This window comes from Geomicrobium sp. JCM 19039 (assembly GCF_000698145.1).
Taxonomy (GTDB): domain Bacteria; phylum Bacillota; class Bacilli; order Bacillales; family Marinococcaceae; genus Geomicrobium_A.
The window spans coordinates 1-19,230 of sequence record NZ_BAXB01000024.1; the positions used below are offsets into that span (position 1 = coordinate 1).

General features: G+C 44.3%; 17 protein-coding genes, 5 pseudogenes and 1 riboswitch. Of the genes and pseudogenes, 14 read left to right on the forward strand and 8 right to left on the reverse strand.

The window, feature by feature from the left end; genetic code table 11:
- The 4 genes from JCM19039_RS17535 to lsrF form a co-directional block, all read left to right on the forward strand.
- Positions 1 to 524: sugar-binding domain-containing protein (locus tag JCM19039_RS17535; protein WP_304413211.1), on the forward strand; the 524-nt coding region annotated here is incomplete at its 5' end.
- Positions 525 to 528: 4 nt separating this feature from the next.
- Positions 529 to 2,082, forward strand: a complete 1,554-nt coding sequence (lsrK, locus tag JCM19039_RS17540) for an autoinducer-2 kinase (RefSeq protein WP_042429640.1) — start codon at positions 529 to 531, stop codon at positions 2,080 to 2,082.
- 17 nt (positions 2,083 to 2,099) lie between these two features.
- Positions 2,100 to 2,468, forward strand: coding sequence for a cupin domain-containing protein (locus JCM19039_RS17545; protein ID WP_042429643.1), 369 nt, complete (start codon positions 2,100 to 2,102; stop codon positions 2,466 to 2,468).
- The gene (gene lsrF, locus JCM19039_RS17550) at positions 2,465 to 3,238 is read left to right on the forward strand and encodes a 3-hydroxy-5-phosphonooxypentane-2,4-dione thiolase (RefSeq protein WP_042429644.1); all 774 of its coding nucleotides are present in this window, start codon (positions 2,465 to 2,467) and stop codon (positions 3,236 to 3,238) included. Before JCM19039_RS17545 ends, lsrF begins: the two co-directional genes overlap by 4 nt.
- A gap of 34 nt (positions 3,239 to 3,272) precedes the next feature.
- On the opposite strand, the gene JCM19039_RS17555 is transcribed toward lsrF, so the two are convergent.
- Positions 3,273 to 4,718 (reverse strand): MDR family MFS transporter, encoded by a 1,446-nt coding sequence (locus tag JCM19039_RS17555; protein ID WP_042429647.1) that lies wholly within the window; start codon positions 4,716 to 4,718, stop codon positions 3,273 to 3,275.
- 162 nt (positions 4,719 to 4,880) lie between these two features.
- Between JCM19039_RS17555 and JCM19039_RS22520 the strand changes: the two genes are divergently transcribed.
- From JCM19039_RS22520 to JCM19039_RS17575, 4 genes and pseudogenes are all read left to right on the forward strand, one after another.
- The gene (locus tag JCM19039_RS22520) at positions 4,881 to 5,477 is read left to right on the forward strand and encodes a TetR/AcrR family transcriptional regulator (RefSeq protein ID WP_052398906.1); all 597 of its coding nucleotides are present in this window, start codon (positions 4,881 to 4,883) and stop codon (positions 5,475 to 5,477) included.
- A gap of 55 nt (positions 5,478 to 5,532) precedes the next feature.
- Positions 5,533 to 5,640, forward strand: a riboswitch (SAM riboswitch).
- Positions 5,641 to 5,793: 153 nt separating this feature from the next.
- Positions 5,794 to 6,815 (forward strand): annotated as a pseudogene (locus JCM19039_RS17565) (methionine ABC transporter ATP-binding protein).
- Positions 6,808 to 7,476, forward strand: coding sequence for a methionine ABC transporter permease (locus JCM19039_RS17570; protein ID WP_042429649.1), 669 nt, complete (start codon positions 6,808 to 6,810; stop codon positions 7,474 to 7,476). Before JCM19039_RS17565 ends, JCM19039_RS17570 begins: the two are co-directional and overlap by 8 nt.
- 11 nt (positions 7,477 to 7,487) lie before the next feature.
- Entirely contained in the window at positions 7,488 to 8,387 is a 900-nt protein-coding gene (locus tag JCM19039_RS17575) for a MetQ/NlpA family ABC transporter substrate-binding protein (RefSeq protein ID WP_042429652.1), read from the forward strand.
- Positions 8,388 to 8,613: 226 nt separating this feature from the next.
- On the opposite strand, the gene JCM19039_RS17580 is transcribed toward JCM19039_RS17575, so the two are convergent.
- The 7 genes and pseudogenes from JCM19039_RS17580 to JCM19039_RS17600 all read right to left on the reverse strand — a co-directional run bounded on the left by JCM19039_RS17580 (position 8,614) and on the right by JCM19039_RS17600 (position 13,000).
- Positions 8,614 to 9,435, reverse strand: a complete 822-nt coding sequence (locus JCM19039_RS17580; RefSeq protein ID WP_238545119.1) for an ABC transporter permease — start codon at positions 9,433 to 9,435, stop codon at positions 8,614 to 8,616.
- Positions 9,416 to 10,386: pseudogene (locus JCM19039_RS17585) on the reverse strand (ATP-binding cassette domain-containing protein). Before JCM19039_RS17585 ends, JCM19039_RS17580 begins: the two are co-directional and overlap by 20 nt.
- A 17-nt stretch (positions 10,387 to 10,403) precedes the next feature.
- Positions 10,404 to 10,796 carry a hypothetical protein gene (locus JCM19039_RS22525; protein ID WP_052398907.1) on the reverse strand — a complete coding sequence of 131 codons (393 nt, stop codon included), beginning with the start codon at positions 10,794 to 10,796 and terminating at the stop codon, positions 10,404 to 10,406.
- Complete coding sequence (locus JCM19039_RS22530; RefSeq protein ID WP_052398908.1) at positions 10,793 to 11,224, reverse strand: SDR family oxidoreductase; 432 nt, start codon at positions 11,222 to 11,224, stop codon at positions 10,793 to 10,795. Before JCM19039_RS22530 ends, JCM19039_RS22525 begins: the two co-directional genes overlap by 4 nt.
- Positions 11,224 to 12,108, reverse strand: coding sequence for a YafY family protein (locus JCM19039_RS17595; RefSeq protein ID WP_042429659.1), 885 nt, complete (start codon positions 12,106 to 12,108; stop codon positions 11,224 to 11,226). The genes JCM19039_RS22530 and JCM19039_RS17595 overlap by 1 nt, the downstream gene beginning before the upstream one ends.
- 49 nt (positions 12,109 to 12,157) lie before the next feature.
- Positions 12,158 to 12,298, reverse strand: coding sequence for a hypothetical protein (locus JCM19039_RS24565; RefSeq protein WP_193744279.1), 141 nt, complete (start codon positions 12,296 to 12,298; stop codon positions 12,158 to 12,160).
- 4 nt (positions 12,299 to 12,302) lie between these two features.
- Positions 12,303 to 13,000: pseudogene (locus JCM19039_RS17600) on the reverse strand (YetF domain-containing protein).
- Between the two features lie 228 nt (positions 13,001 to 13,228).
- Between JCM19039_RS17600 and JCM19039_RS17605 the strand changes: the two are divergent.
- The 6 genes and pseudogenes from JCM19039_RS17605 (at position 13,229) to sufU (ending at position 19,185) form a co-directional block, all read left to right on the forward strand.
- Positions 13,229 to 14,753, forward strand: a pseudogene (locus tag JCM19039_RS17605) (BCCT family transporter).
- 64 nt (positions 14,754 to 14,817) lie between these two features.
- A complete protein-coding gene (locus JCM19039_RS17610; RefSeq protein ID WP_238545120.1) occupies positions 14,818 to 15,195 on the forward strand; it encodes a carboxymuconolactone decarboxylase family protein in 378 nt (125 codons plus the stop codon).
- A 222-nt stretch (positions 15,196 to 15,417) separates the two neighbouring features.
- Complete coding sequence (sufC, locus tag JCM19039_RS17615; RefSeq protein ID WP_042401215.1) at positions 15,418 to 16,203, forward strand: Fe-S cluster assembly ATPase SufC; 786 nt, start codon at positions 15,418 to 15,420, stop codon at positions 16,201 to 16,203.
- Positions 16,204 to 16,222: 19 nt separating this feature from the next.
- Positions 16,223 to 17,529 (forward strand): annotated as a pseudogene (gene sufD, locus JCM19039_RS17620) (Fe-S cluster assembly protein SufD).
- Entirely contained in the window at positions 17,529 to 18,764 is a 1,236-nt protein-coding gene (locus tag JCM19039_RS17625) for a cysteine desulfurase (protein ID WP_042429662.1), read from the forward strand. The pseudogene sufD and the gene JCM19039_RS17625 overlap by 1 nt, the downstream one beginning before the upstream one ends.
- Positions 18,748 to 19,185 carry a Fe-S cluster assembly sulfur transfer protein SufU gene (gene sufU / locus JCM19039_RS17630; protein ID WP_152550259.1) on the forward strand — a complete coding sequence of 146 codons (438 nt, stop codon included), beginning with the start codon at positions 18,748 to 18,750 and terminating at the stop codon, positions 19,183 to 19,185. Before JCM19039_RS17625 ends, sufU begins: the two co-directional genes overlap by 17 nt.
- Positions 19,186 to 19,230: the final 45 nt, after the last annotated feature.

The following is a 19,230-nucleotide window of genomic DNA, read 5'->3' on the forward strand; positions in this document are numbered from 1 at the left end:
TCGGTTGTGACACTTACCGGCGGAGTAAATCACTATTATCAGTATCGAAATCAAACAAAGGAGGGGGCTTTCGAGGGAAAATTTATGCAATTCCTTCACCATTTGTTGTGTCCACAGTTGATCAAGCAGACCGGTTCCTTACAGAACCTTCCATTCAAGAGATGATGGAACTTGCTCAACTTACGAAATATGCGGTTGTCGGTATAGGAGGAGTGTCTTCAGAAGCCACGTTTGTTCAAAGAGAGAATCTGACGATGAATGAATTGGCCTATATTCGAAAGGAAAACGGGGTGGGGGATATTCTTGGTCAATTTTATAATCAGAGCGGGGAACGCCTTGATCTCTCCTTGCATCGACGGTTGATCGGCATATCCATTGAGAATCTAAAGACGATGTACACCATTGGTGTGGCAGGTGGCGCTGAAAAGCTTGAAGCGATCCATGGGGCGCTCCGAGGGCAGTACTTGGCAGTGTTGGTGACTGACGAAGAAACTGCACAATCATTACTATCGATGGGAAGGTGATTACTTGGACTATTATCTGGCTTTGGATGCCGGCACAGGCAGCTTTCGGGCTGTTCTATTTGATGGAAAAGGGCGGCATGTAAAGGTCGTACAAAAGGAATGGTACCATCTTGAAGATCCAGAGGTAGAAGGGTCGATGAATTTCGATTACGAAGAGAATTGGCTGCTCGTCAAACGATGCATTAAAGAGGTTAGTCGTGAGGTAGAACGTGCGCATATCCGAACAGTTAGTGCAACGAGTATGAGAGAGGGTTTTGTGCTGTTAGATCAACAAGGGAAAGAACTATGGGCTTGCGCAAATGTAGACGCCAGAGCGGCAAAAGAGGTGCGAGAGTTAAAAGAGAAGCACCGCACATTTGAAGAAGAGGTTTATAAGACATCAGGTCAGACGTTCGCGCTCGGTGCGCTGCCGAGGCTGCTATGGTTGGAAGTGCATGAACCGCTCATCTATAACCGTATGGACTGTTTATTAATGATCAATGATTGGATTCTTTACAAATTATGTGGCGTGAAGCAAACAGATCCATCGAACGGCTGTACGACGGGGATATTCAGTCTTGAAAAACGAAGCTGGTCAAAAGAGATTGCAAACCGATCCGGTATGGAGCGTAATATTTTTCCTGAAGTCAATGAACCCGGCACATGCATTGGATATGTAGAATCTTCCTTATGCGAAGAAATTGGACTCGATTCTTGCACGAAAGTGATTAGCGGAGGTGGTGATGCTCAAGTCGCTTCAATTGGTGTTGGCGCGGTGCATCATGGAGATACGGTCATTTCAGGAGGGTCGTTTTGGCAGCAGGAAGTAAACGTATCAACGCTTCCTCCAAGAATGGAAGCAAACGTGCGTGTGAACTGTCATGCGACATGTGATCTCTGGCAAATCGAAACCATTGTCTTTACCCCGGGACTCGTCATGCGTTGGTTTAAAAATACGTTTTGCCACAATGAAGAGCTTGAGGCAGGACGTTTAAAGAAAAATGTTTATGAACTGATGGAAGAGAAAGCGCGTCATGTTCCGGTCGGTTCATATGGTGTGATCCCTATTTTTTCTGATGTGATGAATTTTATTGAATGGCGTCACGCCGCTCCTTCATTTTTAAACCTAAGCACGGATCCAAAGAAATCCGGTCATGTTGTGTTGTACCGATCACTGCTGGAGAACACAGCGCTAGCCACCTATGGCAATTTAAAACGTATTGAGCAGGAAGTGAATTACTACCCAACTCAAGTGATTTTCGCGGGGGGAGCAGCAAAAGGCAAGTTATGGTGTCAAATTTTGGCTGATGTATTAGGTGTTCCGGTGAAAGTGCCTGCTGAAAAAGAGGCAGCCGCATTAGGTACTGCACTGCTGTCTGCGACTGCTGTCGGTGCCCATCGCACATTGCAAGACGCCGTGCATGAATGGGTTGAGTGGGAGCAGACGTATACACCGAACAGGAACCATCACGAACAATACATGAAGCTGTATGAAACGTGGCGCTCAGCGTATGCAGTACAACTTCAATTGGCCGATGAAGGCACGACCAAGCATATGTGGAAGGCACCAGGGTTGTAATGAAAAGGAGGGGGCACGTGAAGAAAGTAAACGAAGGCGACTTTGAATATCGTTTCAGCGATCACGGACCGAAATATTTAACAAAAGGTCCAAACGTTGATGTGGGCGTTGTGGTACTCAAGCCATCACAGGAATTCCAGAACCATTATCATACGACGTGCGAAGAAATTTTCTATATTTTAGAAGGAGAAATTGATTTTTACATTAATAATAAGAGAGTTCCAGTCAAGGAGGGGGACTTGATTCAGTGTGCGAAGGGAGATTCACATTATTTAATTAATACATCAAGCAATGACTTTAAAGCGATGTTTATTAAATCGCCTCATATTGCGGTCAAAGATTCGGTGATGATCAGCAACCCAACTACAGAGGAGGACAATACATGAGCTGGGGCTTTGAAAATCGAATGAATACGCTAATACCAAATGGTCGTTCTGTCATGTTGGCCATTGACCATGGTTATTTCCTCGGTCCAATCACCGGTTTGTCAAATCCTTATCAAACCGTCGAGAAGCTTCTCCCATATACGGATTCACTGTTTTTAACAAGAGGTGCGCTAAAATGTATGCCTAAGGAGCTGACCACGCCGATTTCCCTGAGAATTTCAGGAGGGCCGAGTGTTCTCAATGATCTAGCCAATGAAGAACTTGTCACCTCTGTAAAAGATGCAGTACGTCAAAATGCTGTGGCAGTAGGTGTGAGTACTTTCATAGGCTCACAGTTTGAAACCAAAACCGTAAACAACTTAGCACGGGCAGTGACCGAAGCTCACGAATATGATCTTCCAGTGTTAGGAATTACAGCAGTTGGGAAAGAGTTGGAAAAACGTGACGCGCGGTTTTTGTCTTTGGCATCACGCATTCTTGCAGAAATCGGAGCAGATATTGTAAAAACTTACTATTGTGATGAATTCGAGAAAGTAACGAGCACGTGCCCAGTGCCGATTGTGATTGCGGGAGGTCCAAAGTTTGACACGATTGAAGAAGCTTTTGAGATTGCCTATCGCGCTTTGCAAGAAGGAGCAGTCGGTGTAGATATGGGCAGAAACATTTGGCAGTCTAACAATCCGCTCGGTATGATAAAAGGAATTAATGGAATCGTACATGGTGGCTTGACAGTGAAGGAAGCAACGGAGCTGTATGAGAGTACGTCTTGAACAAAAGCAAGCTGCCGAACCGGCAGCTTGCTTTTTACTTAGATTTTTTACTGCGAATAAACAGAGCGATCACCAGTGCAATGCAGGCAAAGATAAACCCGAATGAGAAGCTTTGTTGAGCACCGATTGTGAGTGCTTCAATTTGCTGTGCAGCAGTCGGATCTTCAATGCCTGAGAGTGCATTACTTCTGCCTGTTTCCATAATGGAAATAAAGATGGCAGCACCAATCGCACCAGAAACTTGCATGAGTGTATTAAAGATCGCTGTACCATGCGGGTACAAATGACGTGGTAAGTGGTTGAGTCCGTTCGTTTGCGCAGGCATCATAATCATCGCGACGGAAACCATCACAAAAATGTGCTGGATCGCAAGGATCCACTCGTCTACACCTGGGGTGGAGAATCGATACGTGAATACGGTGATGACGAGTAAAATGGCTCCTGGAATAATGATTGGGCGCGGACCAACCTTATCAAAGATTCGCCCCATGATTGGAGACATCGCCCCGTTTATAATCCCACCTGGCAACATAATGAGTCCGGTAGCAATGGCGGTGAACAGTAACGCAGATTGCATATAAATCGGCAGAACGAGCATGAGTGCAAACATCGTCATCATGACGAGCATGACAATAATTAAACCAAAGGCAAACATCGGGTAGCGGAATACACGTAAGTCCAGAAGCGGATCTTTCATTTTAATCTGACGGAACGCGAACGCGGCAAGCCCGATAAACCCTGCAGCAAGCGAGGCGATGACAATTGGGTCTGCAAGTGAGGAATCGCCTTTTCCAGCGGTGCTAAATCCGTATACAATTCCTCCAAAGCCGATCGTAGACAACAAGAATGAAAAGAGATCAAGTTTTGGTCTTGACGTTTTCGTGACGTTCTTTAAGACGAAGTAACCGAACACTAGAGAAAACAGGGCGATTGGGATCACGAGAAAGAAGATCCAGCGCCACGATAATCCTTCAATAATAAACCCGGAGACAGTAGGCCCGATTGCTGGAGCAAACATGATGACAAGTCCCATCATACCCATTGCTGCCCCACGTCTTTCTTGGGGAATAACAGCAAGAATGACATTCATGAGTAACGGAATCATAATCGCAGTCCCGACCGCTTGCACTATTCGTCCTATAAGAAGGAAGGCAAAGGTTGGGCTAAAACCTGCGACAATCGTACCGAGCGTAAACAGTGTCATCGCCGTAATAAATAGTTGTCTAGTTGTGAATCGTTGAATGAAATATGCAGAAATCGGAATCAAGATTCCGATGACGAGCATATAGCTAGTCACGAGCCATTGAGCTGTACTTGAGTTCACGCCCAAGTCCCCCATAATGGCTTGTAGAGCCACGTTCAGAATCGTTTCATTTAAGATCGCAACAAAGGCGCCTGAAAGAAGAACGGCTAATATTGGTATCGGTTTTACATTAGGTAAGTCTTCTTTTATTTCTGCAGTTGTTGGTGCATGTGCCATAGCCGTCCCTCCTAAAAATATTTATGGCTTGAATCAGCAAGATGAATCGTACCATGATTATTTACGAAACGCAATCGTTTCGAAACAGTTTCGTTTCGTAAATTTGCACTCTGTATATCCTGGTGATACGATGAAATGACTATGGGAAGAAGGGGGCTTGTCATGAGTGCGGTTGAAAAGAAGAAGGGGCGCCCTTTGGACAAGAGTCGGGATCGCATCATCATGCAGTCGGCACTAGAGCTCATCGGAGAACACGGATATGAACGTGTGTCGATGGACCGTATTGCTCAGCACGCAGGCGTAGGAAAAGCGACGATCTATCGAAGGTGGACGTCAAAAACACATCTCGTTATTCAGGCAATTTCCGACGTGAAGCCGTTTGAAGAGATTTTACAAGAAGTGGAGCAATTTGCTAGCTTACGGGATCAATTGTTTCATTTAATGGCGTCTAGTTTTCGAATTGAAGATGAATCGATTCAACGTGCATATGCAGCAATTGGAAGTGCAGCTTCACAAAATAAAGAATTAGAACTTGGGTTACAGCAAGGATATTATCACAAGTTTCGGCTTGCTTTCTTCGCGATACTCGACCCTTACATGTACCCAACCCCAACGCTCACGCTGGAACAACTGGATTTAGTCGCAGATATCGGACCTTCAATGATTCATTACCGAACGATTGTGACGAAGAAAACGGTTGATGCGAATTATATTTATCAGATTATTGATGAGTTGATTTTGCCTAAATTATGCCATTGAAAGAATAGTTGACAACATCGGTGTAGGGTGCTAAGATTCAAACATCAACTAAATATCCTTATCTGGAGTGGTGGAGGGACTGGCCCTGTGAAACCCGGCAACCGGCAAGCAATTGCAATGGTGCCAATTCCTGCAAGGTTGTAAATGCCTTGGGAGATGAGATGGAATGTACGATTAACCTTTCTGCTCATCTTCTAGCAAAAAGGTTATTTTTGTTTTATCAAAACGAAACGGATGCTTGTTTATTTTTTTTCGAACTTAAAATACAGTGAATAGATAAGGATACTTGGAAAAGAACGAATAGGGGGTGCATCAATTGATTCAAATGAACAATGTGTCAAAGTCTTTTGTGACGAAAGATGCACACATTCATGCAGTAAAAGACGTGAACTTAACGATAGAATCTGGAGAGATCTTTGGCATAATTGGCTATAGTGGTGCTGGTAAAAGTACACTTATACGTCTTCTTAACCTTTTAGAGGCGCCTTCATCTGGAACGGTGAAAATTGCCGATTACGACATGCTTAATTTAAAAGGACGTGCGCTTCGAAAGGCGAGGCAAGAGATTAGCATGATTTTTCAACACTTTAATCTCCTCTGGTCGCGGACGGTACGGGAAAACATTGCGTACCCGCTAGAAATTGCCGGTGTACCAAAAAAGAAAAGAAATGAACGAGTAGACGAACTCATTTCGCTTGTCGGCTTGGACGGTAGAGGCGGTGCCTATCCTTCTCAACTGAGTGGCGGACAAAAACAACGCGTTGGCATTGCCAGAGCACTTGCGAATGACCCAAAAGTATTGCTATGCGATGAAGCGACATCTGCGCTTGATCCAAAAACGACGTCTTCGATTCTCGAGCTTCTTTACGAAATCAATCAGAAGCTAGGATTGACGATTGTCTCATCACTCATGAAATGCATGTCATTCACAAAATTTGTGGGCGAGTTGCAGTCATGGAAGATGGAGAAGTGGTCGAGCAAGGGGCAGTGCTTGATGTGTTTAAACATCCAAAGAAAGAAATTACTCAAGCGTTCGTGAAGCAAATTACAGAAACCGATGGTTCATTAGAAGTTATTGAGGAGCAATTGCACGATGAAAAAGGTACAGTCGTGAAGCTGACTTTTGTTGGTGATGAAACGGAGAAGCCAATTGTATCTGATCTCATTCGCAACGTAAACGTTGATGTGAATATTTTGCAAGGGAATATTGCTCGTACGAAAGATGGGAGTTATGGTTCTTTGTTCATCTCCCTTGAAGGAACCTCTGACGCAGTAACAGAAGCACTTGCCTATATTGAAAAGCACCATGTTCAGGCGGAGGTGATGAATGATGGGTGATGAATTCCTCAGTAATGTCAATTGGGATAATATGCTCGATGCCACGTGGGAAACAGTTTACATGAGCGTCATCGCTATTTTCTTTACTTTTATTCTCGGCATTGCCCTTGGTTTATTGTTATTTTTAACATCAAAGAAACAGATATGGGCGAACCCCATTATTAATTGGATTGTCGCGGCGTTTGTCAATGTGTTTCGTTCCATTCCTTTTATCATTTTAATTATCTTACTCATACCGTTTACGGTTGCGGTACTCAACACAATGCTCGGGCCACAAGCTGCACTACCGGCCTTGATTATTGGAGCCGCTCCCTTCTACGCAAGGCTCGTTGAGATTGGTCTGCGTGAAGTGGATAAAGGGGTTATTGAAGCCGCAAGATCAATGGGCAGTAACCAGCTTCAGATTATATTCAAAGTGTTACTCCCAGAATCAATGCCGGCGCTCGTTTCAGGGATTACCGTCACATCCATCGCACTTGTTGGTTATACAGCGATGGCTGGAGTTATCGGTGCTGGTGGCTTAGGGGATCTTGCGTTTCGAGATGGTTTCCAAAGAAATAACCCTGAAATAACATTAATTGCAACGATTATTACACTCGTTATCGTCTTCATCTTTCAAGGTATTGGAGACGTTCTAACTAGAAAATTAGATAAAAGATAGGGGAGAGTTTGATGAAAAAGTTTTACACCGCCATTGCAGCAGGATCGTTAACGTTAGCCTTAACGGCATGTGGCACTTCTGATGAAGAAGGAACTGACGAATCAGCAGGAGATGCACCAGAAGAGACGGAAGAAACTGGGGATGAAGACGATGATGAAGCAGCCCAAGATGGCGAAGCACAGTCACTTGTTGTTGGTGCATCAAACGTTCCTCATGCAGAAATTTTAGAGTACGCCACAGACCTACTAGAAGAAGAAGGCATTGAATTAGAAATTCAGACATTCAATGACTATGTAATGCCAAACCAAGCCCTTGACCTTGACGAGTTGGATGCCAACTACTTCCAACATATTCCGTATTTAGAGAGTCAAATTGAAGAACACGGATACGACTTTGAGAACGTCGGTGGTGTTCATATCGAACCGATGGGGGGATACAGCCAAGAGTACGCATCATTGGCAGACCTTCCTGAAGACGCACATGTCATTATGAGCGACTCTGTCGCTGACCACGGCCGCGTATTAAGCTTGTTTGAAGCCGAAGGCTTAATTACAATTGCTGATGGCATCGATCCAATCTATGCAACGATTGATGATATTGATGAAAACCCGAATAACTTTGACTTTGATCCGTCGTACGAAGCTGCTTTACTTCCACAAGCGTTCGATGTCGGCGAGGGCGACGTCGTGTTCATTAACTCTAACTACGCCATTGATAACGACCTAAACCCTGTCGATGACTCCATCGTTGTCGAGAGTGGTGAAGACAACCCATATGTGAATGTAATCGCAGTGAAAGCTGAAAATCAAGATGACGAGAACATTCAAACGCTCGTTGACATTCTACAATCTGATGATGTGAAACAATTTATTGAAGATCAGTATGAAGGTGCCGTCCTTCCGGCTGAATAATGAGAACCCCTCCAAGCTTGGCAGCTTGGAGGGGTTTAGTTGTGTCGAAGAAGATTCAAAACGATTCTGGCAGTCTTTAGGTTGCGGATAGGCATAGCAAGGTACCTGCCAATACAATCTGAGCCGTGCTTGTTTTGGCACGATCAGTGGTTGCTTTTTGTCTCACTAGTAGCAATTATGTGGGTTAACGCCCAAATATCCCTCTTTGATATTGTTGGGGTTTCTCTTACTTTTTGTTGCGGTACAAATACATCGTTAAAGGTGCGAAGATTACGATGAAAATTGCCGATGTCAGGAGAACGAGGCCAATCTGTTCAAAGGACCCAGTTCCATGCATCCAACTCCGTACGGCATTTGCTAAAACGGAGATGGGGTTTACCTCTACAAAACCTTGGAGCCATCCTGGCAGCGTGTCTGGATCTACGAAAACGTTACTTACAAATGTTAGTGGAAACAGAATCATCATACTGACCATCATTAACGATTTATCTGAGCGCATGATTAGACCGAGCGTTGTCCATAGCCATGATAAGCTGAATGAGAAGAATAAGATGAGGACGAGAGCAACCATTACACCCGATACGCCCCCTTCCGGTCGAAATCCTAAGATGAGACCGAGACCGATCATAATGAGAGAAGCTAAGGAGTATCTCACAACGTCAACGAGCAGCGCACCAATCAAAGCGGATGGCAGCCAGATTGGCAAGGTGCGGAAGCGGTCAAAAATCCCTTTTCGAATATCATTATTTAGATCTAAACCTGTATACATCGTAATCTGAGCAACAGTCATGACGAGAATACCCGGCAACAGAAATTGCAAATACTCGGTTGTTGAACCGGCGATTGCCCCGCCAAACAAGTAGGTGAACATGAGCAAGAAGATAATCGGAAATAGCGTTACGTCGAACATTTGCTCTGGAACATGCTTAATTCGTAAAAGTGTACGTGATGCAAAGGTGAGCGTTGAAGATAAAGGACTCGGTCGACGGGGACGCTTACCAGAAGCAATCGCATGATGCAGACGTTCTTCATTCATTTGTTTCGTCATTGATCTTCTCCTCATCTGGTGTTTTGGAACCTGTAAGCGTAAGAAATACTTCGTCTAAACTCGGTTGACCTAAAGAAAAGCTACTCATTTGGATATGTTCATTCGCGAGTTCACTAAATGTTTCAGGAATCTTGGAAGGCTGGTTGACTTGTATAGAGAGGGAATGAGCATCAGTAATTTGAACGACATTGTTTAATTTACTTTCGATGATTTGCTTTGCCCGAGATAAATCATTCTCATCAACGAATTGAACATGCAAAGTGTTTCGTCCGATTGATGCTTTCAGTTCTGCACTCGTGCCTTCTGCAATCAATTTTCCTTGATTAATGACTGCAATTCGATCCGCTAATTGATCGGCTTCTTCTAGGTATTGCGTCGTAAGTAATACGGTCGTTCCTGCGCGGACGAGTGAACGAACAATGCCCCACACTTCGATCCGGCTTTCTGGGTCAAGTCCGGTCGTTGGTTCATCAAGGAATAATAGGTCGGGGGTCACAACGATACTAGCGGCGATGTCCATTCTCCTCCGCATCCCCCCTGAGTAGTTCTTTACTTGTTTTTTGGCGGCATCGTCAAGCCGGAATGCGACGAGAAGTTCGTCAGCTCGCTTTTTCGCTTCCTTCTTTGAGTAGCCCATCAGTCGCGAGATCATGACAAGGTTCTCCTTGCCTGTCAAGTCTTCGTCTAAAGAAGCATATTGTCCGGTTAGGCTAATTCTCGAACGAACCGCACTCGTTTCGCTTGAAATGTCGTGACCAAAAACTTTTGCACTTCCTCCGTCTGGTTTTAATAGCGTAGCGAGCATGCGAATGGTCGTCGTCTTCCCTGCACATTTGGACCGAGGAACCCGTACACCATTCCTTTTGGAATCGTAAGATCGATGCCATCAACAGCCCTTTGCTCACCAAATGTCTTCACGAGACCTTTTGCTTCAATTGCAATACTGCTCATCTTGTCACCCTTTCTGTTCATCTAAATTGATTCTTATTCTCTTTCACCCATTGACTGAACCTTTTTGGCGGGCGTTTTAAAATCTTTTCAACGGTTGGTAAGAGTGTGGTGCTAATTTCAGGCGGCTGAGTGCCCATCTCGACGAAAAACTGGATACTTTCATCGTCATACCCTGCGTCTTTCCAGCGTTTCTGAGCTTCATCTAAAGACAGCTCTTTAAACGAAATGGATGTTCCTAGCACATGACTAATCATATCCACGCATTCTTTATGCGATCGCAATTCAGGTCCTGTGAGTGTGTAAAATTGTCCACAGTGATTCTCATTCACCAATGTCTCTGCGACCACTGCTCCGATATCACCTTCGTGAATGATTGCCGTCTTGATATGGCCTCCAAACGCTTCAATCACTCCACCATTACGAATGGTGTCCTGCCAGTCATCGAGCAGTTTGCCATAAATCCGACCGGTTGAACAAACGTTGAAGTCATTGTGCTGTTTCGTAACGCTTGCTCCACTAATCCATCTCCGTAAACTGTGAGCAGCGACACTTGCTTAACGCCCGCTTCCTCTGCAAGCGTAATGATCTGTGCATCGGTTTCCAAATCGGCACCAGCTACATCGCTTGATAAGATCAAGTACATGGCATCGATGTTGTGAAGAGCTTGGCGCATCGTTTCCGGTTGCATCAGATCACCGTAAACGACCTCTGCACGGTGGGGCAGTTGTGCGCTTCTCGGGTTTCTCGATACTGCACGAACAGACAACTTCTTATCTATCAGCTGCTGAACTACGTGTTTGCCTACTGTGCCAGTGGCCCCTGTAACTAGGATGTTCATCATTTGTCTCCTTCATTGTAAATTTCGGTTATTTTTTTGATTTCTTCAAGCACTTCTTTTCGCAATGATAACGGGGAGATCACTTCTACATTTGATCCATAGCTAAGAACAATCGATAATGCATACGTCGGATGGTAATATGCTGTGTGGACGTAGAGGTGGTCTTTACATGATTCAGTTTGTTCAGGGAATTGCTCAAGCACTCGTTGTTTAACGTCTTGCGAAAAGCGTAAATGCAATGGTGTTGGAGAAATAGAATGAGGGGTGCTTTCTCTAGGTTTCGGCGTGAAGTTCGTCACAAGAACTACGAGTGATTTCATGCGTGAAAGTCGAAACAACCGATCAGCTTGGCGAGTTAAACAAAATGCTTCAGCGTACCACGTTCCGTAATCAAAATGTAGGTTTCTCGGTTCAACTGTACGCGTCGTAACCTCACCAGTTCCACTCGTATACGTAAACGAGACTTGTTTCATTTGGTGAATGGCTTCTGTCCATTTTTGGATGTACGTGCGTTCTTCTTCAGATGAACTAAGTGAAAATATGACGGAATGATTATCTGATGTAAGTAGCAATGGCTGTACAGATGCCAGCTTTTCGGAAATCGCTTGAAAAGGTGATGCATCAAAACTTTGCAGGAGGTGGTAAACGGTTCTCATATCTTCTAATGAAAAATGCTGTTTGGATAAATAAAAGCCATCCATAATTTCGTAACCGCCGTCCGTCCCAGGAAAAGAAACGATCGGAATGCCAGACTGGTTGATGAGGTCGAGATCCCGATAGATTGTTCTAACAGAAACTTCAAAACGGTCGGCAAGCGTTGTTGCCGTCACGCGCCCTTTCGTCATTAACATCGTCGTAATTCCGAGTAATCGTTCTAACTTCAAAATAGGTGCCTCCCCATACAGTACACTTTAGGTCATCATACATGACATCTTACGTGTCAGGGTTATAAAAAAATTGAGCAACTTCGTTACGAAGTTGCTCAGTTTGTTGGAACTGTCTACTTTCATATACAAGATCTGCACGCTCAGGCAAAGCCATTTTAGTAAGGTAGCGCCTTTGATACTCAACCATTCGATTAGTTGCTCGTCCCCACATTATCCATCAAGTCAATGTACACACCTTCGTCTTGTTTCCATTCAAGGAAAAACACATCTTCTGCTGAGGCGATGTTTCTTTCGCGAAGCTGTTGGTACAGCCACTCTCTACTTAAGCCTGCTTGTTCAAGGTTATCATCATCTATTTGACCGTCACTAATGAGGGTGATTGGTAAGTAAACAGCTTTAGAAGGAACACTCAAATCTTTGTTCGTCGGCTGGTCGTATTGTGATTTCTTTAATACGGTTACGCTTCCATCGGTCTCAATGATGGCGTAAGCCACTTCTCGCATAGAAAACACGGATTGCTGCCGAAGAAGGTTTTGTAGTTCATTTAGGTCAACTTTATTCTTTTTCATCTGTTCTCGATCAATTCGTCCATTCCTGATGACGACGGACGGATTTCCTTCAAGCATTCCTCTCGTTTTCCTGAACTTCTGTGTCAAGAATTCAATAAGAAATACTAAAAGCCCCCAAAAAGCAACAGAGTAAAGAATTGTCCCTAAACGACTTCGTCATCATAAATTGCATTCCCAACCAGTTCACCGAGAATTAAAGCAGAGATAAAATCAAAGGGTGTTACTTGTGCTAGAGATGTTTTCCCAAGAAGTTTAGTCATAATAAGAAGAGCAAGAAAACCAACGCTTAGTTCTACGGATGTCGACAATAAATCACTCACCGATATCCCTCCTTCTCGTGTTAAGTTGCACCGAAAAGAAACAAAATATCAGCGGAATGTTGAACAGGTGCAAATGGAAGCCCTTTCGCGCAAAGAAGACCCTAAATTTTACATTTGCGCGTGAATCATTGTGTGCTATAATTCGTTGCTTAAGTTTAAATGTAGTTCACAACTTCGTCACGATGGTTTATCGCCCCAAGAGATGGGCAGGAAGGAATAATTAAATATATGGATAAGCTTGTTGGGAAAATTGATTGGCCCGTATTTGTACTGAGTGGGGGTGCTCTTGTCCTATTCGTGTTGGCTTCTTTCATTAACGTAGAGGCTGTCGGGGACATTGTTAACTTGCTGTTTGGTTGGTCCGTTGACTATTTCGGGGCATTTTGGCAAGTATTACTTTTACTCATGCTCGGTGTTTCAATCGTCCTCGCATTTTCAAAATATGGGAATGTACGCTTAGGAGAACAAAGTGAAAAAGAGCTAAGCACATTTCGATGGGTATCTGTCATATGTATTTCACTGCTAGGGGCAGGTGGGGTATTCTGGGCAGCGGCCGAACCGATGTATTACTTCATGGAAGTGCCCCCTGTACACGACGGAATTGAACCAGGATCACCACAAGCCGTCATCCCGGCGATGGCGCAAGCCTATGTAAGTTGGGGGATGGCAGCTTGGCTGCACTCGGTACGACGGGGGCAATCGTCCTCATGTATGCCGTTTATCATAAAGGAATGCCGATGAAGCCAAGGTCAATGTTGTATCCTTTTTTCGGTGAAAAATTGCCACGCACAAACTTGGAACGGTGATCGACGCGTTTTGTATTATTGCTGTGGCTGCTGGAACGATTGGTCCAATTGGCATTTTAGGTTTACAAGTAAGTTACGGGCTAAACGCTTTATTTGGATTACCTGACATTTTTGGTATCCAGCTTGTCATTATTGGTTTTTTGTTACTCATCGTTACGATTTCCGCGATTACTGGTGTTCATAAAGGGATTCAATGGTTAAGTAAATGGAACATTATTTTAGTGTTTATCCTTGCAGGGATTATCCTTATATTTGGACCCGGTGCTTTTATTATCGATACGTTTGTTTCTTCATTCGGGTATCATCTGAATCATTTTATAACACTTCATACGTATCGAGGAGACAATGATTGGCTCGGTGCGTGGATGCTTTTCTTCTTTGCATGGTTCATTGGGTTTGCCCCGATGATGATTATGTTAATTGCACGTATTTCTAGAGGGAGAACGATTCGTGAGATTATTCTTGCGGTGGCGGTCATTTCTCCTCTTATCACGAACTTCTGGTTTACGGTTGTTGGTGGCTCTGGCATCTATTATGAACAACAGCAACCTGGCATTATCTCACAGCCATTGGGCGAAGGTGGTTTGCCTGCAGCAATTATCGCTGTTGCTGGACAAATGCCATTTAGTGTCGTCATGCCGTTTATCTTTTTAGTCTTGGCCATTTTATTTGTCATTACAACAGCCGACTCGATGACGTATTCGATTTCAATGAGCATGACTGGTGAAGGTAATCCGCCAAAGCCGATGCGTGTTTTCTGGGCAGCGATTATGGCTACAGTTGCAGCCATTTTAATCTTTATTGGAGAAGGAAGTATTGATGCGCTTCAATCGTTTATCGTTGTTACCGCAGTTCCCGTATCGATCTTGTTGCTTCCGACGATTTGGCAAGCACCAAAGATCGCAAAACGACTTGCGCGAGACCAAGGTTTGATACGCAAGCCATAACTGGAAGATTTATGCATAGCTTGCCCCCTTTTCTTGCATAATAGATGAGTAAGGAGGGTATGCTGTGCCGAAAGAAGAAGGATATGTCGAAGATGCGATGCTTGACTATGAAGAAGGAACGCAATTCATTGCACAAAAGCTGCCGCGGCTAATGAGGAAATACCAAACGTTTACAGACACGTGTTTTTCAAAAGGAAAACTGGCTGTAAAAGACAAGCAATTAATGGCACTCGCCGTTAGTGTCGCCTTGCGGGATGAATATTGCATTTTATCTTATACGAAAGCATGCATTGATGAAAATTGTACCGACAGCGAAATATTAGAGGCCGTTAGTGTGGCAGCAGCATTTTGCCCTGCGCCTGCAATGAGCCAAGCAGCGACGCTCATAAGAGATGCACTGGACACATTTGAATCTCAAGACAAAGAAGAAGCTTCCGAATAACCACGGCATGTATGCACGTGGTTATTCTTATGATCAAGGGAGAAGGATTGAATCTTCGTCCTCAACACGTCATAATGAGTGGAGAATTCTTGTTAACATTCAATCGCTACGCTGAATGTGCGTCCCCTTGATGGAAGATTGAATTTGTTATAAAATAAGAATGATAATAGATTGAGAATACGCTACACATGATCTGTAGCTATAATAAATGGAGGTAGGAAAATGACAGCATCAACGTTGACGATTAAAGATTTGCACGTTGAAATCGAAGGCAAAGAAATTGTAAAAGGCTTTAACCTAGAAATTTCTGGTGGTGAAATCCACGCCATTATGGGACCGAACGGTACCGGTAAATCAACATTAGCCTCTGCGATTATGGGACACCCAAGCTATGAGATTACGAAAGGGTCAGTCATCCTCGATGGTGAAGATGTACTTGAGATGGAAGTGGACGAGCGTGCGCGTGCAGGAATGTTTCTTGCAATGCAGTACCCAAGTGAAGTAACAGGCGTTACAACATCTGATTTCCTTCGTACAGCGATGAATGCTCATCGTGAAGAAGGCGACGAGATCTCCTTAATGAAGTTCATTAAGACAATGGATAAAAACATGGAAACATTAGATATGAATGAAGCGTTTTCTACTCGTTACTTGAACGAAGGTTTCTCAGGTGGAGAGAAGAAGCGTAATGAAATTCTCCAATTGCTTATGCTTCAACCAAAAATTGCGATCTTAGATGAGATTGACTCGGGTCTAGATATTGACGCACTTAAAGTGGTATCTAAAGGGATTAACGACCTTCGTGGAGAAAGCTTCGGTTGCCTGATCATCACGCACTATCAGCGTCTATTGAACTACATTACCCCAGATCACGTTCACGTAATGATGCAAGGACGTATCGTTAAGTCAGGGGATGCTTCCCTTGCACAACGTCTTGAAGCAGAAGGTTATGACTGGATTAAAGAAGAACTCGGCATCGAAGATGAGCGTGTCGGGCAAGAAGCATAAGAGACGGAGGTGGAGCTAGATGGCTGTTGAAACGAAATGGGCATTTGACCGTGAAACGGTAAAAGCTTTTTCTGAGAAGCGAAATGAGCCAGCTTGGTTGGCAGAGAAGCGACTTGAAGCTCTCACACAAGCGGCATCATTACCAATGCCAAATCCAGATAAAACAAAGTTAACGAGATGGAACTTCTCGACGTTTGAGACAATTGAAGCGGGCGGAAGAGCCATTGCTGAGTACAGTGATTTACCAAGTGATATTACGCGTCTTGCAGGAGAAGAAAGCAGTGTAACGAGCGCGCTTATTCAACGCGATGGTGAAACAGTTTATCATCAAGCAGCGAAGGAACTTGCGGACCAAGGTGTCATTTTTACTGATTTAGCAACAGCAGCAGTCGAGCATAGTGATTTGCTTGAGAAGTACTTTATGGGTGAAGCGGTACCGACAGAAGAGAGCCAATTGACGGCGCTCCATACAGCGCTTGTTAACGGTGGGGTATTCATCTACGTGCCTAAGAATGTTGAAGTGGAAGTGCCTCTTCAAAGCATTTTCTGGCAAGAAGATACGAAGACAGGGTTATTTAACCACGTCATCATCGTAGCTGAAGACCAAAGTCGCGTCACTTATGTAGAGAACTATGTGTCTTTCTCTAAAGAAGAAGCCGCAGCCAATATTATTGCCGAAGTGTACGTTGGCCAAGGTGCTGAAGTGAAGTTCGGGGCTGTTGATAACTTGGAGAGTGGTGTTACGAGCTACATTACGCGTCGTGCACACGTTCAAAAAGACGGTCGAATTGAGTGGGCCCTCGGTCAAATGAACGAAGGGAACACGATTTCTGATAATACGACTCACTTGCTCGGTGACGGTTCATACGGTGATACGAAAACAGTTGTTGTAGGTCGAGGAGAACAACTCCAAAACTTTACAAGCAACATGATCGGTCACGGAAAGCATTCAGAAGGTACATTTTGACTCACGGTGTTATGAAAGACTCTTCTTCTGCCATTTTCAACGGGGTAAACAAAATTGAAAAAGGCGGAACGAAAGCACACAGTGAACAGACTGGGCGTGTATTGATGCTTTCTTCAAAAGCAAGAGGAGATGCGAACCCAATTCTCTTGATTGATGAAGACGATGTAACAGCAGGCCACGCTGCCTCTGTTGGTAAAATTGATCCGATGCAAATGTTTTATATGCAAAGCCGCGGATTGTCTAAAGTGGAAGCAGAGCGTCTCATTATTCATGGTTTCCTTGAGCCAGTGGTTGGTGAATTGCCGATCGAATCTGTGAAGTCGAGACTCACAGAGGTTATCGAAGGGAAAGTATACTAATGTACGATGTTCAGAAGGTGCGCGAGCAGTTTCCGATCCTTCACCAAGAAGTAAATGGACATCCGCTCGTATACTTGGACAATTCTGCCACATCACAAAAACCTGTACACGTCATTGAGGCGTTGGAGTCGTACTATAAAGGCTACAATTCCAACGTCCATCGAGGCGTTCATACGCTTGGTTCAAGAGCAACTGATGGATATGAAGGCGCAAGGGATACCGTCCAATCATTCATCAATGCGAAACATCGTGAAGAGATCATTTTTACAAGGGGAACGACAACCGCTTTGAATATGATTGCATCAAGCTATGGACGTGCGAATCTTTCCGAAGGGGATGAGATTGTACTCACTCCAATGGAACATCACAGTAACATCATTCCGTGGCAACAAACTGCAAAAGCGACTGGAGCTGTGTTAAAATATATACCACTCCAGCCAGATGGTACGATCTCGCTTTCGGATGTCGAAGCGACGATTACGGAGCGAACACGCATTGTTTCCATGATGCATGTTTCTAACGTACTCGGGACGATCAATCCGGTAAAAGAAGTCGGTGAAATTGCACACGCAAATGGAGCGATTATGGTTGTAGACGGTGCACAAAGTGCGCCTCACAAAAAAGTAGACGTTCAAGAGTTGAACTGTGATTTCTTTGCATTTTCTGCACATAAGATGTGCGGACCTACGGGCATCGGTGCTCTTTACGGCAAAAAAGAATTGCTCGAAGAGATGGAGCCGTTTGAGTTTGGTGGAGAGATGATTGACGAAGTCGGTCTCTACGAATCAACGTGGAAAGAGCTTCCTTATAAATTCGAAGGTGGAACGCCGATTATTGCTGGAGCAATTGGTTTGGCGGCAGCCATTGATTATTTAGAGGAGCTAGGTCTACACAACGTTGAAGCTCACGAAAAAATGCTCGTTCGGTATGCGATGGAGCGGTTGCGAGAACATGAAGATGTTGACGTATATGGGCCTCCAGCAGACGAACGTGCAGGCATCCTCACATTTAATATAAAAGGCGTACACCCGCATGATGTCGCTACTGTACTGGACTCGCAAGGTGTGGCCGTTCGTGCTGGACATCATTGCGCGAGACCGTTAATGAATTGGCTGGAATGCACAGCAACCGCACGAGCCAGTTTTTATTTGTATAATACCGAAAGCGATGTAGATGCATTTGTCGATGCGCTTGTAACCGCAAAGGAGTACTTTGGAGATGTCTATGCAGAGTAATCTAGATACGCTATATCGACAAGTAATTATGGACCATTACAAAAACCCGCGTAATCGCGGGGAGCTCCCTGAAGATGATACACTTACTGTGAACATGAACAATCCGTCATGTGGTGACCGAATTCAACTTCATCTACAAGTTGAAGGCGACCAAGTGAAAGATGCGAAGTTCACCGGAGAAGGTTGCTCCATCAGCCTCTCTTCAGCATCAATGATGACGGATGCGGTAAAAGGGAAACGGATTGATGAAGCCCTTGAATTATCGAACATCTTTTCGGAAATGGTTCAAGGGAAAGAGTATGACGACGAGAAATTTGATCTTGGAGACATCGAAGCTCTCCAAGGCGTCACGAAGTTCCCGGCACGAATCAAATGTGCAACGCTTGCATGGAAAGCAATGGAGAAAGGCTTGGATGCATAGAAGCCATCACTCCTAGAGTGATGACATTATAAGGAGGTCATTTAA